The following is a 15,583-nucleotide window of genomic DNA, read 5'->3' as shown; positions in this document are numbered from 1 at the left end:
GGCACCGGGTCACCAGGGGTCGGACGGCAGATCCGGGGCTGCGGCCTTGGGGCGGTCGGCGCGCTTGATCCTGCGCCAGGCCGTGGCCCAGCGCTGATAGTCGTCCTCGGTTCCGCCGCAGGCGACCACCAGGGCGTTGACCAGGACGAGCTTGGGCAGCCGGGTGTCGTCGCGCAGCGCCTTCCAGAAGGTGCTGTAGGCGCAGACGCCGCCGCAGAACCGCTCAAGGTCGCGGTAGGAGAGGTCGGCCCACGCCTGGAGTTCGCGCATGGCCCGCACGTAGGCGCCGGTGGTCGCGGCCTGCATGGGGTCGGGGCGCTGGTCGTGGCCTTCGATGTCGCGCACGGCGGGCGGTTGCGGCCGGGGCCGGGGCGGCTGGCCCCGGCCGTCGCGGGTGTCGTGCCGCGGGTCGGCCGTTTCGGGGGACTCTGCGACCAGGCGCACTTCGCCGTAGTAGTGGCCGTCGCGCCCCCGGCGGATGTTGCGCGGCTGGGCGTCGCGCGCCACCCGGTAGACGGTGGGCCGCAGGGTCCGCCGCATCGATGCGTTGGGGCCGGTCGGGTCCAGTAAGTCCGTGGCGTTCATCGCGCCTCCGTCCGGGCGGAACGGGCGGCGGACCGGGCGGGGCCGGCGCCGGAGCTGGTTTCGGGGAACACAGGGTCCTCGTTCTCGGGGAATCGGATGTCGAGTGGAAAGGGGTCGCGTATTCTCGCGCGGCCGGACATGGGAGAGAGGATCCGGCCGATGTGCGACCCGCTGGCCAGACGGTACCCGATCGCTCCGGGTGCGCAATAGACGCCGGTACGTCAGCGCCCGAAGTCGTCTGTTTTATCGGGTGACGGCCCTGCATTCCGTTTCCTGCCTGAACCGCGGTGTTCTCCGTTGAACGGCGTTTACGACCGTCCACGACCGTTCACGATCGATGACGTGCGTTTATTCGCGTTCATAAGTTGTGGTCTTCGTCGCGCGCGATAGATTGTCCACGTCAGAGGGGCGGAAAATTCCGCCTGTTACGGATTTCCGCGCCGAAGGATTACGGATCTCCCCAACAGGCACCGTTTCCCGCGCCGGCTGTCGAGCGGAACCGTGCGACGTGCCGCGGGAGAGGAGAGACTCCGGCGGCACGGCTCTGCCCGCACGAGGTGCGCCGCCCCCGAACGGGGCGGCGTGCTCATCTCCGCCCGGCGCCGCGGCCGGGCCCGGTGGCCTCGGCCCGGGCGATGCGGTCGAGCCACTCGGCGAGCAGCCCGTGTTCGGCGGGGGTCAGATCCGGCCCCACCTCGGGGAGGACCGCCTTCATCGCCACGGCGCGGGCGGCCGGCCCGAACCCCCCGGTGTCCGGCGGCTCCGGTCCAGTGGTGATCGCACGCAGGACGGCTTCGCGGGTGAGCCGGGACAGAGCGGGGTCGCCCTCACCGGCTCCGGCGGCGATGAGGCTCAGCGTGACCCCGCTGCACGCGGCGTGGATCATCCGGGCCGCGGTCTCGGCCTCGACCCGCAGCCGCCCCTCGCGCGCCAGGGCCTGCACGAGGTCGCGCAGCAGCCGGGCGGATTCACGGGCGCCGGGCAGCTGCGCCCCGAAGCGGGGTTCGCCGTACATCAGTGCATAGAACGCCGGATTGCGCACGCCGAACTCGACGTGGATGTCCCAGCCTTGGCGCAGGTCTTCGACGGGGTCCCCCGTCGGCTCCCGCTCGGTCTTGACCCGGAGGTAGGCGGTGAAGCCGTGGTCGGAGACCGCATCGAGCAGGCCCTGCTTGTCGCCGAAGAGACGGTAGATGGTGGGCGCCTGCACCCCGGCCGCGCTGCTCACCGCGCGGGTGGAGACCGCGTCGCGCCCGCTCTCGGCCAGCAGCGCCGCCGCGGCCTCGACGATCCGCTGCCGGGTACGTGATCGCCGATCGTCCATGAATCAACGATAACATGAAAGAGTTATCATCTTTAATGTCAATGAAATTCGCCCGCAGGTGCTCCCACCCGGGGCGCGGTCAGGAGAGGGTCAGCGAGGCCAGAGCGGCGCCCTGCACGAGCGTGCCGAGCCCGACGCTCAGCATGAGGGCCGACAGCAGGATCTCGCGGGTGCGGCGGCCGGTCCAGAACAGGACGCCCTCGAAGGCGGCGTGCGCGCCGGCGACGATCATCGCGAAGCCGATCCACTGCTCCGGGGTGTAGGAGCCGAGCAGCGTCATCCCGGCGCCGAACCACAGGGCGAAGACCACCCCGAGGAACGCGCAGGCCAGGCCCCAGACCACGTGCAGCCGGTTCACCATGCCCGCGATCGAGCGGCCCCAGCGGGCCGTCCCGGTCCGCCCGGTCAGGCCCGAGCGGCCGAACCGGTCGACCCCCATCCCGGCCACCGCCACCCCCGTCACGATCAGGTAGGCGGGCCACCCGTTCTCCATCGCGCCGTAGAGGAGCAGCAGGCCCGACGTCACACACGACGCCGCGCTCACCGTCAGGACCCAGCCCGAGGCCACCGCCAGCGGCGCACGCGCGGCGTAGAGCCGCGTGCCCACGGCGAGCAGGGCCAGCCCGATCGTCAGGGGGAACCACGCCCACCACGGCCCCGGGGTGTGGCCGGTGCCCAGGAGGGTGAGGAGGATCCCGGCCAGGGCGCCCAGGGTCAGCAGGGCACCCGGGCGCACCACCGACCCGTGCACCAGGTCGGGGGCGTCCGGCGCGGACGGCAGGGGCGCGCCGGAAGCGCCGGGGTCCGGGACGGTTCCGTGCGCGTTCATGGGCGGCTCCTCGCGGCCGTCGGGGTAAGGGTCCCCGGCGGCCGGGGCACCGCCGCCGGGGCATAGGACGATTCTGTCCGCGGACGCCGCTGCGGTCAGGAGCACGCGTTCCCCCATGGAGGTGGTGCGCGCACCACCCCGCTCCCGCCCGCCCGCGCCGGGAGCGGGGGGCCGGTGCCGCACCGCCGGGCGCTGTCTCGCCGCCGAACCGGGCGCGGGCCGTCGTCGATCCGCATGCGGGCCGCCGTCGAACCGCCGGCGGGACCGGCGCTACGATCGCGGTGGCCCGCGTCCGGCGGCCGCCCGGTCCGCCGCTGCGGGCGGGGCGGTCCCGGGACCCACGACCCGAGCCCCATGGAGCGCACCATGACCGATGCCTGGGTGGACCTGCCCGTCCACCGCGCGTGGCTGCACCGCGAGGAACTGCGGCTGACCGACTTCGGGGCGGCCGCCGCCCTTCCCGGCGGCGGGTTCGGCTGGCTCGATGGCAACGGGCGGCGCACCGCCGACCCGGCCGTCCACACCTGGATCACCGCCCGGATGACCCACGTCTACTCGCTCGCGCACCTGCGCGGCGTCCCGGGCGCGGGCCCCCTGGCGGACAACGGGCTGGCCGCCCTCACCGGCCGGCTGCACGACGAGGAGCACGGCGGCTGGTTCTCCCGCATCAGCACCGCTGAAGGCGTGCCCGCCGGCACCGGGAAGAACGCCTACGACCACGCGTTCGTCATCCTGGCGGCGGCATCGGCGACGGCGGCCGGCCGGACCTACGCCGAGCCGCTGCTGGCGGATGCATTGGATGTGGTCGGGCGGCACTTCTTCGACGCCGGCACCGGGCTCAGCGTGGAAGGTTACGACCGCGACTGGAGCTCGTGCGAGGACTACCGGGGCGCCAACAGCAACATGCACCTGGTCGAGGCGTTCCTCGCCGCCGCCGACGCCACCGGCGACACCGTGTGGCGCGACCGGGCGCTGGGCATCGCCGAGCAGCTGATCCACCGGATCACGGCCGACAACGGGTGGCGGCTGCCCGAGCACTTCAGCGCCGGCTGGGAACCGGTGCTCGACTACAACCGCGACCACCCCGCCGACCCCTTCCGGCCCTTCGGCTCCACCGTGGGCCACTGGATGGAGTGGGCGCGGCTGCTCGTGGCGCTCGACGCGTCGCTGGGCGCGGCGGCCCCGGGCTGGCTGGTCGAGGACGCCGAGCGGCTGTTCTCGCTCGCGGTCGGGCACGGCTGGTCCGTCGACGGGGCCCCCGGCTTCGTCTACACCCTGGACTGGGACGACCGCCCGGTCGTGCGCGAGCGCATGCACTGGGTGCCGGCGGAGGCGCTGATGGCGGCGGCCGCCCTGCACCGCCGCACCGGCGACGCGCTCTATGAGGAGTGGTACCGCACGCTGTGGGACTACGTGCGCCGGTACCTCATCGACACCGATCAGGGGAGCTGGCACCACGAGCTGGCCCCCGACAACACCCCCTCCGCCACGGTCTGGCAGGGCAAGCCCGACCTCTACCACGCCTACCAGGCGGTGCTCCTGCCACTGCTGCCCGCGGCCCCGGCGGCGGCGAGCGCGCTGCTCGGGAACGGGGTCGCCCGATGAGCGCCCCGGACACGGCGTCGCCGCAGCCCACGGTCCCCGGCGAGAACGCCGCGGCGCAGCCGACGGTCCCCGGCGCGAACGCGGCGCCGCGGCTGGCCGTCCTCGGCGAGAACGTGGTGGACTTCCTGCCCCTTGGCGACGACGCCTTCCGCGCGGTGGCCGGGGGCGGGCCGGCCAACATCGCCGTCGCCGCGGTCCGGCTGGGCGTGCCGACCGCGCTGATGGCCCGCACCGGCGGCGGCCCGATGGGCGAGCTGGTGCTGCGCCGGCTGCGCGCCGAGGGCGTCGACGAGCGCCACCTCGTGCGCACCGCGGAGTCCACGGCGCTGGCGATCGCGGCGGTGGGCGCCGACGGCGGGGCCTCCTACGACTTCCGCCTGGGCGACGCCGCCGACTGGAACTGGACAGAGGCCGACCTGCCCGAACGCCTCGACCCGGCCATCACGGCGCTGCACACCGGGTCGATCGCGGCCCTGCGCTCGCCCGGCGCCGACACGGTCGAGGCGCTGCTGCGCCGCGAGCGCGAACGCGGCGGGGTGACCATCGGCTTCGACCCCAACATGCGCCCCGCGGTCGTCGACCCGCTGCCGCAGAGCCGCGCGCGGGCCGAGCGGCTGGCGGGGCTGGCGCACCTGGTCAAGGTCAGCGACGAGGACCTGGACCACCTGTACCCGGGAGTCGGCGCCGAGGAGGCCGCGCGGTCCCTGCTCGAACGGGGCCCGGGGCTGGTCGTGGTCACCAAGGGCGGCGCGGGCGCGGTCGCGCTCACCCGCGACGAGCGGGTGGCGGTCGCGGCACCGAAGGTGGAGGTCGCCGACACGGTCGGCGCCGGCGACACCTTCATGGGTGCGCTGCTGTGGCGCCTGGACACGGCCGACCTGCTCCGCGGCGCCGACCTGGGCGCCCTGGGCGCTGACACGCTGGCGGACCTCTTGTCCTACGCCGCCGCGGCCGCGGCCTGCGTCGTCACCCGCCCGGGCGCCGACCCGCCCACCCCCGAGGAGGTCGAGTCCCGGCGCTTGAGGGACTGACAGCACGCCGTACGCACCAAGGCCACCACGCTCGTCAGAGGGAGGGGTGTGGTGGCCTCGCAATGGGGTTACAGCTCGCCGGAACGCACACCCTGGATGAAGGCGCGCCACTCGCTGGAGTCGAAGCCCAGGTGGCCCAGCTCGCGGTTCTTGGTGTCGCGGACGTCAGCACCATCGGCCCGTTCACGGACTTCCACGCAGTGAGCCCCGTTTGCGCTGAAACTGCTCGTGTGCCAGTCGGAGTTCATGGGAGGTTCCTTAGAATGTCCAAAGAGAGCGTGACGGGGAGGGATGCGGCCAGAGCGGACGTGTACGAGGCCAGCATCCGCTCATGCGCATCGGTTTCGTAGACCAAGTTACCCGCCGCGTGGTCGCTGGCGACCGCCAGGTCGCCCGACCGCAGTGTGAAGATCATCAGCGGCGATGTCGGGACGAGAAGAACCGTCCCTTCGGGAACCAGGTGGATGGCGACACGGTCGGTATCAGCCCATTTCAGGAGATGTGCGGCTTGCGCCCGGCGAACGGGTTCCGGCATCGCGGTCACAGCAGAAACCGGGAAAACGGCCGTCACCGTCAGGTCCTCCAGTTCCGCCAGACGCCCGCATCTCAGCGTGACCAGCTGGTCGAGTTCCTCTGGGGACGCAAGCGGGTGCCCGGCGCGGAAAACCGTGCGAGCGTAGGACTCGCACTGAAGGAGGCCCGGCACCAGGGTGGGCGCGGTAATCGAGAGATGCCGCGCCGCGAGTTCGATGGCATCGAGATCCCGCGCCCACTCGGGGAGTCCGGTACCCGTGGTGGAACGACGCCACGTGGCCAGTAGTTTCCCGTTCGCGTTGAGCGCGACATCGAGGCGTTCCACATTATCCCGTTTTGGGAGCGATCCGCCTTTCTCCCAGCGGTTGACACTGGAGTGCCCGGTGCCACTCCGGTTGGCGAGTTGAAGCTGCGTGAGGCCTGCTAATTCGCGAAATCGCGTTAGGGCGTCAGAGAAGGCCGTGGGGGTCATGCCTCACAAGGTACCTCTGACTTCCCAAGGTGCTGCTGAAAATGTCGAGAAACCATCGAACGCTATGGGATTGATGTGGCCACCTCGAACCTGGTCGTACGCCGACCAGGAAGGACAGAAAAATGCAGGACCACATCCGAAAGAACCGAAGCGCCCGAATCCGCCCCTATCTGTTCCGATTCGAGGGGCGGTAATGGCAGTGACCTACGAACAGCGGTTCCCCGGCTGGTCCGACCAGATCCGCAAGGCGCGGGTGTGGACCGACGAGATCCTCTCAACCCACGAGGCGTTCGACATCCCCTGCGACACCATCGCCTCGGCCGTTCTCCTCGTCTCCGAGGCGACGACCAACGCCCTGCGCTACACGGCCAGCGGCCGCGGCGGCGTCTTCACGGTCACCCTGAAGGTCGACCGGCGGCGCATCATCATCGAGGTCGACGACGAAGGGCGTCCCGCCGGCGGGACACTGCCCTTCATCCGACCGCTGACCCCCATGGCGCACCACGGCCGCGGCCTCACCCTGATCGACTACATCGCCGACTCCTGGTCACCGCTCCCCCACCCCCGGACCGGCGTCACCTTCACCCTCACCTGGCACCCGGTCCGCACACCCGCGGCCTGACCCGCCAGGACCCCAAAACGCGCGGCTCCCGCCTTCGGAGGGGGAGGCGGGGGCCGCGCTCCCGCGTGCGACCGTGGTGAACGAGTTCCGCGTGAACACTGGTGCTCACGTGATCGCGGGCGCACTATGGACGCCATGGATCATGCGACCGGCGCGAACGCCGCCCCGCCATCCCCCGAGCAGCACCGGCTCCCCGTCCGCAAGCTCGTCGCAGCCAGCATCGGCAACGCCATCGAGTGGTACGACTGGACGATCTACGCCACCTTCAGCATCTACTTCGCCACCCAGTTCTTCCCGGCCGACAACGAGAACCTGGCGCGGATCAACACGTTCGCGGCGTTCGCCCTCGCGTTCTTCTTCCGGCCGCTGGGCGGGATCCTCATCGGGCGCCTCGCCGACGTCAAGGGCCGCCGCCCGGCGATGATCTTCACCATCCTGCTGATGGCCGGGGGCTCCCTGATCCTCGCGGTCCTGCCGACCTACGATCAGGTGGGCTGGCTCGCGCCGGTCCTGCTGCTGGTCGCCCGGATCGCGCAGGGCCTGTCGATCGGCGGCGAGGTGTCCAACGCATCGGCCTACCTCGGCGAGATCGCCCCCAAGGAGCGGCGCGGGCGCTACTCCTCCTTCTTCTACATCTCCACCGGCTCCGCCGTGCTGATCGCATCCCTGCTGGGCTTCTTCCTCGCCCGCTTCATGGACCCCGACGCGCTGGCCGCCTACGGCTGGCGCATCCCCTTCGCCGTGGGCGCCCTCCTCGGCCTGGTCGGGCTGTGGATGCGCCGGGCCCTCGCCGAGACCGAGCTGTTCGAGGAGGCCGAGGGCAAGGCTCGCCGCCTCCCGCACCCGCTGTGGACCACCCTGCGGGCCCACCCGCGCGCGGTCGGCCAGCTCGTCGGCTTCAGCATGCTCTCCACACTCTGCTACTACACCTTCTTCTCCGCACTCGGCCCCTTCGCGGTGAACTCCCGCAACGCCGACGACGTCGACGTCTTCCTCGCACTGTCGATCGGCACCGCGCTGTTCGTCGCGTTGCAGTACCCCATGGGCGCGGCGGCGGACCGGTTCGGCCGCAAGCCCCAGCTGCTCGCCTGGTCGGGGGCGATGGCGCTGCTCATCGTCCCGCTGTCGTGGCTGGTGGGCCCGAACCTGTGGGGGCTGCTGACCGTCTTCTGCGTGGGTTTGGCGCTCTACACCGCCATGACCTCGATCGCCCCGGCGATCATGAGCGAGCTGTTCCCCACCGAGCTGCGCGGCCTGGGCATCGGCGCCTGGTACAACCTCACGGTGGCGCTGTTCGGCGGCACGGCACCGCTGGTGATCAGCACCCTCGCCGCCTATGGCTGGTCCAGCGCGTTCTTCGTCTACGTGGCGGTGGCCGCGGCGGTGACGTTCGTCGTCGTCCTCACCCTCCCCGAGACCCGCGCCACCGAGCTGCGGTAGCCCGGAGCGCGATGGCTCCCGCCGGTCCGGCCGGCCCTCCGGTGTCGGCCTACTGCGAGGGCTGCCAGCCCCAGTAGTGCTCGTCGGACCCGGCCCAGACCTCCAGGGTCAGGCCCGGCAGCTCCAGCGCCGGGAGCCCGGTGGACGCGGCGATGTCGGCGACGGAGGCACGCACCGGTTCGGACCGGCCATCGAGTACGACGGTGGCGTGCTGTCCATCGACGGAGAGCACCCGGGCACGCAGAAGGTCGGGCATGGAGCATCCGATCGCGAGTGTGGAGGTCGGCCCGAGCGTAGTGGAGGAACCTGGGAATTCCAGAAGGAGACCGCTCACGTTTCACGCCCTTTTCCCCGCCACTGTCGGGGTCACTCCGTGCACGGACGCGTGTTCGCCGCGCCAGCCCCTTCCCCCCGCGCCGCACGGGACCGGACCACCGCCCCCGCCGCGCCGCCACCCCTGTGCTTCCCCTGCCCCCGACGCCGATCTAGGCTGATCCCATGGCGAATGGGCTGTTCACGGACGATGCGCAGATCCGCCGCGTGACCCGCGAGGCCGTCATCCTCGCCGGGGCCGGGTACGCCATCGTGCTCCAGGTCGCCAACCCCGGCGTGGGCCAGGGGGTCGCCGACCACAGCGACTTCACCGAGCGCCCGCTCGACCGGCTGCGCGGGACGCTCACCTTCATCTACGGGATGGTCTTCGGCACCCCTGAGGAGGCGGAGCGGATCGCGCGCGGCGTCCGCGCCGCGCACAAGAGGGTCACGGGCCCGGGCTACGACGCGAGCGACCCCGATCTCCAGCTGTGGGTGGCCGCCACCCTGTGCGACGGCGGCATCCGGATCTACGAACTCGTCTTCGGTCCGATGTCGCCGGAGGAGAAAGACGAGTTCTGCGCGCAGTGCGCCGTCTACGCCACGTCGCTGGGCTGCCCGGCCGACCGCTGGCCGGCCGGCCACGCCGCGTTCGAGCACTACGTCGCCGGCGAGCTCGCCGCGATCGAGCCGACCGATACCGCGCGGCGCATCGCGCAGGCGCTGTTCGACCCGCCGCAGCGGCTGATCCGGCCCGCGGCCCGGTTGCAGGGGCTCCTGGCGGCGGGCCTGCTGCCGCCGCGCATCCGCGACGACCTGGGCCTGCCGTGGGACGCCGTCCGGCAGCGGCGGTTCGACCGGCTGATCGCCGGCGTCCGCGCCGTCTACCCGCGGCTACCCCTGGCGGTGCGGGCCCTGCCCAAGAACGCCTTCATGTGGGACATCCGCCGCCGGGCCGCCCGCCGCGGCCGGGTCGGTGCGCGGCGCGGGCACTCCGCCATCCGGAATTAGCGGTCAGTCCCGAAATCCTTTGCGAGCGATCCGAATCACCGTCCGCGGTGGCCGATTTCGGCCGGGTTCCGGTCCCCGCAGCCCCATGAGGAAACATCCGTCAACGCGCGTCCCGCACACCGTGAACGCCCGGTGCACACCCCATTGCCCGCTGTGCGGGTGCCCTCCACACTTGGTGACGTTCGGACGCCACGCGCGGAGCGGGGAAGCGAGTGAACGACGTGACGGCATCGATGTTCCGGATGCTCCAGTGGCACGAGCGCATCGAGGCCGAGCGCCAGCTCCCGGGGGCGCGTCCGTTCATCTCCGACCACGCGGGCGGCCACCCCTTCGCCGACGACTACCTCGGTGAACTGGCCGAACCGACGCGCGAAGCCCTCGGCGAGGCCACGCGCCACCCCACCGCCGACGAGGACGCCGCCCTGCGTCGGCGGATCGCCCTGCTGCACCGCCGCTACGACGGCGTCGACTACGGCCCCGCCCGGGTCATCCCCGGCGGCGGGCCCACCGCGTTCATCAGCACCTTCTGCGTCTGGCTGCTGCTGGCGGGGCTCACCCGCGTGCGCTACGTGCCGCCGGTGGACCCCACCTTCGCCTACCTGTTCCGCCGCTTCGGCATCGAGCCCGTCCCCGTGTGCCGGCGCCACGCCGTGGCGCCGGGGGTCCGGCTCGACCTGCCCGACGAGTCGACCGTTCTCGTCCTGACGGACCCGGTCGGCTACATGGGCCGCCGCGTGCCCGAAAGGGTCATGGCCGAAATAGGGGCCTGGCAGCGGGCGACGGGCTCGCTCGTGTTCGTCGACGGCACCTTCCAGTACATGCGCTGGGACGGCGGCCGCGCCGAGCGGTCCGCGGCGCTGCCGGTGGAACGGACGCTGCGGCTGGTGTGCCCCGCCCGGTACCTGTCGCTGCCCGGCTATCGCAGCGCCTACCTGCTCAGCCCCGAGGAGTACCGGGAGGAGCTGGCCGAACTGCACGAGAACCTGCACGGCGACGCCACCCTCGCCGACCGGAGGTTCGCCCACCGCGCGGTCGACCTCATGCTGGGCGAGGGCAACGGGGCGCTGATCGAGCACGCGCGTGACAACCACCGCCGGCTGGCCGCATCGGGTGCACTCGCCGCCCAGGCCCCCATCGAGACCGGCTACTTCCTCTTCGCCCGCCCGGCGGTCCCGCCCGAGGGCTTCCTCGCCCTCGACCAGCGCCATTTCGAGCTGGAGGACCACCCGGGGTTCGTGCGCATCGACCTGCTCAACACCCAGGGCATCGAGGCCATGGTCGCCGCGACCGCCTGAGGGCGCGCGCATACCACGCGATCCAGGGAACCGTGTCAGGCCACATCCGGCCCTTGAAAGGCCCCTGATCGTGGCCGTTCACCCGCATATATTGCGGTTCGGGCCGCCGCCGGACGACCGCGACCACGGCCCGCCCCTCCCCCGAGCCGAGAGGTCCCCCGGTGCTGCCCCTCACCGCCGGCGATCCACGCCGCATCTCCTCCCACACGCTGCTCGCCCGCATCGGCGGCGGCGGGATGGGCCGCGTCTACCTCGGGAGATCCCGCTCCGGGCGGCTGCTGGCGGTGAAGGTCGTCCACCCCGATCACGCGGGCGACCCCGAATTCGGGGAGCGGTTCACGCGCGAGGTGCGCGCCGTCCGCGGGATCAGCGGGGCGTTCACCGCGCCCATCGTCGATGCCGGCCCCACCGCCGACCCGCCGTGGCTGGCCACGGGCTACGTACCGAGCGTGTCGCTGCGCGAGGCCGTGGACCGCACCGGCCCGTTGCCGGAGGCCGCCGTCGCCCACTTGGGCCTGGGGCTGTGCGAGGCGCTGCGGTCCATCCACGCCGCGGGCATCACCCACCGCGACCTCAAGCCGTCCAACATCCTGCTCGCCGCCGACGGCCCCCGCGTCATCGACTTCGGGGTCGCGCGCAGCTTCGACGAGACACCGATGACCAGAACCGGTCAGATGGTCGGGACCGCCGCCTACATGTCGCCCGAGCGGGCCAACGGGCACCGGGCCGCCCCCGCGTCGGACGTCTTCGCCCTCGGGGGCGTCCTGCACTTCGCCCTGACGGGACGCGCGCCCTTCCCAGGCGACGACCACACCGTTCTCTTCCGGATCGTGCGCGACGAGCCCGACCTCGGTACGATCCCCGCCGGCCCGCTGCGTGACGTCGTGGAGCGCTGCCTCGCCAAGGACCCGGGGCAGCGGCCCACCCCCGCCGGCCTCGTCGCCGAGCTGTCCCGCCTGATGCCCGCCGATGCAGCGCCCCCACCGGCCGCCCCCTCCGACGCGCCGCCGACCCTCCCCGAGACCCCCGCGGCGACGGCCTGGCCTCCCCCGGCGGTGCGCGACCTGATCGCCGAGCAGGAGCGGCTGGCACGGCACTACCAGGAGAGCCCGGCCGCCCCTGGAAGCGACGGCACCGGCAATGCGCCGCCTCCGCGCGGCCGCGCCCGCCTGCGGATCACCCTGGCGGCGGCCTCCGCCGTCCTCCTCATCGGCTCCGTGGCGCTGGTCGTGTCGCAGCTGACCGACACCGGTTCCGGCTCTGGAGCAGCGGGGACCACCGAGGCCGCGGACCCGGCGGCCGACTCCGCCTCCCTGCCCTGGGGTGAGGGGAGCGTCGACACCGCGGCGTTCTCCCAGAGGGGCCACGCCCCGGTGACGTCCCTCGCCTTCGCGCCCGGCGACGCCGACCTGCTGTACACGGGCCGGCTGGACCGGCTCGACCGGTGGGACATCCCGGAGGCCACGGCGGACGGCGTCGCCGAAGACGCGACCGACGGGCAGACCGACCTCCTCGGCAACACCCTGGTCAGGTCCATCGCGCTCGCCCCCGATGGCGGCACCGTCGCCGTGGCCGCCACCGACGGGGAAGTGCAGCTGGCCGACACCGCATCCGGCCAGGGCCGGCCCATCGCCCCCGCGACGGGCAGAGACGGGGTGGTCGACGTACCGTCGCTCACCCTGGAGCAGCGCTTCTCCGACTCCCGTGTGCTGGCGTACTCCCCGGACGGAGCGACCCTGTACGCGGCCGGCCCGGAGGAGGTGACCCGCTATGACGTCGCCTCCGGCGAGGAGCGCCCGTTCGACCGGCCGGTCGAGGGGACCAACGCGTCGCTGCACCCCGACGGCGGCGGTCTCGTGGTCGCCGACGACAGTGAGGTCCGCGTCATCGACACGGCGACCGGCGAGGTGACCGGCACCCTCACCGCCGGGTCCACCGATACGTCCGCCGTCTACAGCGGCGATGGGGAGCGGATCATCACCGCCGGGGCGGACACCACGATCCGCGTATTCGACGCCGCTTCCCGGGAGCAGGAGGTGGAGCTCCTGGGGCACTCCAGACCCATCACCGCCCTCGCCGCCAACCCCGACGGACGCACCCTGGCCACCGCGGACAGGGACGGCAACGTCATGACCTGGGACATCGAGGACGGCACGCGGCTGACGGAGTCCGGACCCGAGGAGGACGGCGACCCCCTCAGCGACAACCCCCTCAACGCCCTCGCCTGGGACAGCGGAGGAACCCGCCTCGCCGCGGGCTATGAGAACGGCCGGGTCGACCTCTGGAACCGCAGATGATCCCCACGCGGCCCCGGACCCGGCCGCGACCGGAGGCGCCGAGCCCCCGGAACGGGCGGTGCCGCTCGCGCCGGCACGCCCACGGCAGCATCCCCGCGACAAAGGAAACGGACCGCAGGCCATGAAGCCCCTCACCCGGACCGACCCGGAATCGATCGGCCACTACACCCTCCTCGCCCGGCTCGGCGCCGGGGGGATGGGGCTGGTCTACCTGGGACGCTCGCCCTCGAACCGGCTGGTCGCCATCAAGGTCATCCGGTCCGACCACAGCGCCGAGGAGGGCTACCGGCAGCGGTTCGCGCGCGAGGCCGAGATGGCCCAGCGGGTCAGCGGCCACTTCAGCGCCGCCGTCGTCGAGGCCGACGCCGAGGCGGAGACGCCGTGGCTGGCCGTCGAGTACGTCCCGGGCCCGTCACTGAGCGACGTCGTGAAGAAGAACGGCCCGCTGCCCGAGGCGTCTCTGCACGCCCTCGCCGTGGGCCTGGCCGAGGCGCTGCGCGCCATCCACGACGCCGGGCTCGTGCACCGCGATCTCAAGCCCGGCAACGTCCTGCTCACGGCCGACGGCCCGCGCGTCATCGACTTCGGCCTGGCCCGCACCGCCGAGGCCGGCGGGATCACGCGCACGGGCCAGCTCATGGGGACCCCCGGCTACATGTCGCCCGAGCAGACCTACGGCCACGACGTGTCGTTCCCCTCCGACATCTTCGCGCTGGGCGGGGTCCTGTTCTTCGCCGCCACCGGGCGCGACCCCTTCGGGGACGGGCCCGCGCCCGCTCTGCTCTACCGGATCGCCACAGGGGAGCCCGACTTCGCGCAGGTCTCGTCGTCCGCCCTCCGCGATGTCATCGCCCACTGCACGGCCAAGGACCCCGCCGACCGGCCCACCGCCGCGAAGCTGCTGAACCGGCTCGCCCCGATCGCCGGTGAAGCGGGCACCGACACCGCCTGGCTGCCGCCGGACGCGCTGGAGGACGTCCGGACCACCGAACGCCTCGGCTTCGACCTGGCCTCCCGGACGCGCGCGCTGCGCGAGAAGCGCCGGCGGTGGCCGCTCATCGCCGGAGCGGCGGCGGCCGCCCTCGTACTCACCGCCGCCGGAGCGATCGCGGCGGTCACCCTCCCACAGTCCGGCACGGCCGATGGCGCCGCCCCGGGCCCGTCCGCCTCCGCTTCGGCGGCCCCCGTGGAAGGCGCCTCGGGGGACCTGGAGACGCCCACGACCGGCATCACCGCGGACGACATCGGCGAGCCCTCGATGTCCCTCGCCGACCCCGGCGGGCGGAGCGTCACCACGCTGGGGATCAATCCGCTCGACGGCAACCGGCTCACGGCGGGCGGACCCGAGCTGTCGCAGGTCTGGGACCTGGATACGGGGCTGCTCAGCGCCGACACCGTCGTCGGCGAGAACGAGGGCACCTCCGCGGTGGCCTTCGCGTCCGAACACGCGGGCCCATGGCAGGTGAGGGGCGCACTGGCCACGATGGCGGGCGTCGCCTTCGCCGTGCCCGAGGACGAGGACGCAGCACCACTCAGGTTGGACGCCCACGACGTGGCGATCACCGACATGGAGTTCTCGCCCGACGGGGAGGTCCTGGCCACGGCGTCCCGCGAGGGAGAGGTCGCCCTGTTCGACATGACCGCCCAGGTGATGCGCCCGACGAATCGGGTGGGCCCCCCGATCGCCATGGCCCAGGAACGCGCCGGGGTCTCCTGGTCGCCCGACGGCGAGTGGTTCGCCGTCGCCGGCGGGCCGTCGCCCACCATCGTGGACCGGCGCGGGGAGACCGAGCTCGACGTCCTGTCCGGCTCGGAACCGGTCTTGGACATCGCCGTCAGCCCGACGGGGACCACCATCGCCACCGCGGGCCATAGCCGCACCATCGACTTGTGGGAGGTGAACACCGGGGAGGCGCCCCGGCGTTATGCGTCGATGACGGGGCACGGAGGCGTCGTCAACCGCGTCGACTTCAACCACGACGGGTCCCTGCTGGTGAGCGCGGGGCTGCCCGATCCGGGGCCCGAGGAACACGAGAACTACCGGAATTCCCTCGCGCCCTTCGACCCGACGGCGCGGCTGTGGAACGTCGCCGAGCAGGAGGAGATCGCCGTCCTCGACGCCGGGACGGGTGCCGAGGCGCAGGTCGCCTCCTTCAGCCCCGACGGCTCGCGCGTCGCGGTCGGCCACACCAACGGGGAGATCGCCATCTGGGACCTGGGCTGATC

The 15,583-nt window shown here is 72.7% G+C and carries 14 protein-coding genes; 8 read left to right on the top strand and 6 right to left on the bottom strand.

Features of this window, described 5'->3' with window-relative positions:
• Positions 1 to 9: 9 nt before the first annotated feature.
• From ACFOVU_RS07035 to ACFOVU_RS07025, 3 genes are all read right to left on the bottom strand, one after another.
• Positions 10 to 585 (bottom strand): hypothetical protein, encoded by a 576-nt coding sequence (locus ACFOVU_RS07035; protein WP_378530961.1) that lies wholly within the window; start codon positions 583 to 585, stop codon positions 10 to 12.
• A 586-nt stretch (positions 586 to 1,171) separates the two neighbouring features.
• Entirely contained in the window at positions 1,172 to 1,909 is a 738-nt protein-coding gene (locus tag ACFOVU_RS07030; RefSeq protein WP_378530959.1) for a TetR/AcrR family transcriptional regulator, read from the bottom strand.
• 79 nt (positions 1,910 to 1,988) lie between these two features.
• Positions 1,989 to 2,738, bottom strand: a complete 750-nt coding sequence (locus ACFOVU_RS07025) for a hypothetical protein (protein ID WP_378530957.1) — start codon at positions 2,736 to 2,738, stop codon at positions 1,989 to 1,991.
• A gap of 366 nt (positions 2,739 to 3,104) precedes the next feature.
• Between ACFOVU_RS07025 and ACFOVU_RS07020 the strand changes: the two genes are divergently transcribed.
• Both ACFOVU_RS07020 and ACFOVU_RS07015 read left to right on the top strand, forming a co-directional pair.
• Positions 3,105 to 4,343, top strand: coding sequence for an AGE family epimerase/isomerase (locus tag ACFOVU_RS07020; RefSeq protein ID WP_378530955.1), 1,239 nt, complete (start codon positions 3,105 to 3,107; stop codon positions 4,341 to 4,343).
• Positions 4,340 to 5,374 (top strand): carbohydrate kinase family protein, encoded by a 1,035-nt coding sequence (locus ACFOVU_RS07015; protein WP_378530953.1) that lies wholly within the window; start codon positions 4,340 to 4,342, stop codon positions 5,372 to 5,374. The genes ACFOVU_RS07020 and ACFOVU_RS07015 overlap by 4 nt, the downstream gene beginning before the upstream one ends.
• A gap of 68 nt (positions 5,375 to 5,442) precedes the next feature.
• Here ACFOVU_RS07015 and ACFOVU_RS07010 read toward each other — a convergent pair whose 3' ends face one another.
• A complete protein-coding gene (locus tag ACFOVU_RS07010; RefSeq protein WP_378530951.1) occupies positions 5,443 to 5,622 on the bottom strand; it encodes a DUF397 domain-containing protein in 180 nt (59 codons plus the stop codon).
• Entirely contained in the window at positions 5,619 to 6,380 is a 762-nt protein-coding gene (locus ACFOVU_RS07005; RefSeq protein ID WP_378530949.1) for a helix-turn-helix domain-containing protein, read from the bottom strand. Before ACFOVU_RS07005 ends, ACFOVU_RS07010 begins: the two co-directional genes overlap by 4 nt.
• Before the next feature lie 193 nt (positions 6,381 to 6,573).
• Here ACFOVU_RS07005 and ACFOVU_RS07000 point away from each other — a divergent pair, with 193 nt between their 5' ends.
• On the top strand, positions 6,574 to 7,002 hold the full coding sequence (locus ACFOVU_RS07000) for an ATP-binding protein (RefSeq protein ID WP_378530947.1): 429 nt from the start codon (positions 6,574 to 6,576) through the stop codon (positions 7,000 to 7,002).
• Between the two features lie 135 nt (positions 7,003 to 7,137).
• Entirely contained in the window at positions 7,138 to 8,442 is a 1,305-nt protein-coding gene (locus ACFOVU_RS06995; protein ID WP_378530945.1) for an MFS transporter, read from the top strand.
• A 49-nt stretch (positions 8,443 to 8,491) separates the two neighbouring features.
• On the opposite strand, the gene ACFOVU_RS06990 is transcribed toward ACFOVU_RS06995, so the two are convergent.
• Positions 8,492 to 8,698 carry a hypothetical protein gene (locus ACFOVU_RS06990; protein WP_378530943.1) on the bottom strand — a complete coding sequence of 69 codons (207 nt, stop codon included), beginning with the start codon at positions 8,696 to 8,698 and terminating at the stop codon, positions 8,492 to 8,494.
• Positions 8,699 to 8,940: 242 nt separating this feature from the next.
• Here ACFOVU_RS06990 and ACFOVU_RS06985 point away from each other — a divergent pair, with 242 nt between their 5' ends.
• From ACFOVU_RS06985 to ACFOVU_RS06970, 4 genes are all read left to right on the top strand, one after another.
• Positions 8,941 to 9,765 (top strand): oxygenase MpaB family protein, encoded by an 825-nt coding sequence (locus ACFOVU_RS06985; RefSeq protein WP_378530941.1) that lies wholly within the window; start codon positions 8,941 to 8,943, stop codon positions 9,763 to 9,765.
• A gap of 212 nt (positions 9,766 to 9,977) precedes the next feature.
• A complete protein-coding gene (locus ACFOVU_RS06980) occupies positions 9,978 to 11,060 on the top strand; it encodes an aminotransferase class I/II-fold pyridoxal phosphate-dependent enzyme (RefSeq protein ID WP_378530939.1) in 1,083 nt (360 codons plus the stop codon).
• 161 nt (positions 11,061 to 11,221) lie between these two features.
• Entirely contained in the window at positions 11,222 to 13,357 is a 2,136-nt protein-coding gene (locus ACFOVU_RS06975; RefSeq protein WP_378530937.1) for a WD40 repeat domain-containing serine/threonine protein kinase, read from the top strand.
• Between the two features lie 121 nt (positions 13,358 to 13,478).
• On the top strand, positions 13,479 to 15,581 hold the full coding sequence (locus ACFOVU_RS06970; RefSeq protein WP_378530935.1) for a WD40 repeat domain-containing serine/threonine protein kinase: 2,103 nt from the start codon (positions 13,479 to 13,481) through the stop codon (positions 15,579 to 15,581).
• The last annotated feature ends 2 nt before the right edge of the window (positions 15,582 to 15,583 follow it).

The organism is Nocardiopsis sediminis (assembly GCF_042650565.1).
Lineage (GTDB): Bacteria > Actinomycetota > Actinomycetes > Streptosporangiales > Streptosporangiaceae > Nocardiopsis_B > Nocardiopsis_B sediminis.
The sequence above is the reverse complement of the archived record's forward strand: the minus strand, read 5'-3'. Positions and strand labels throughout refer to the sequence as shown.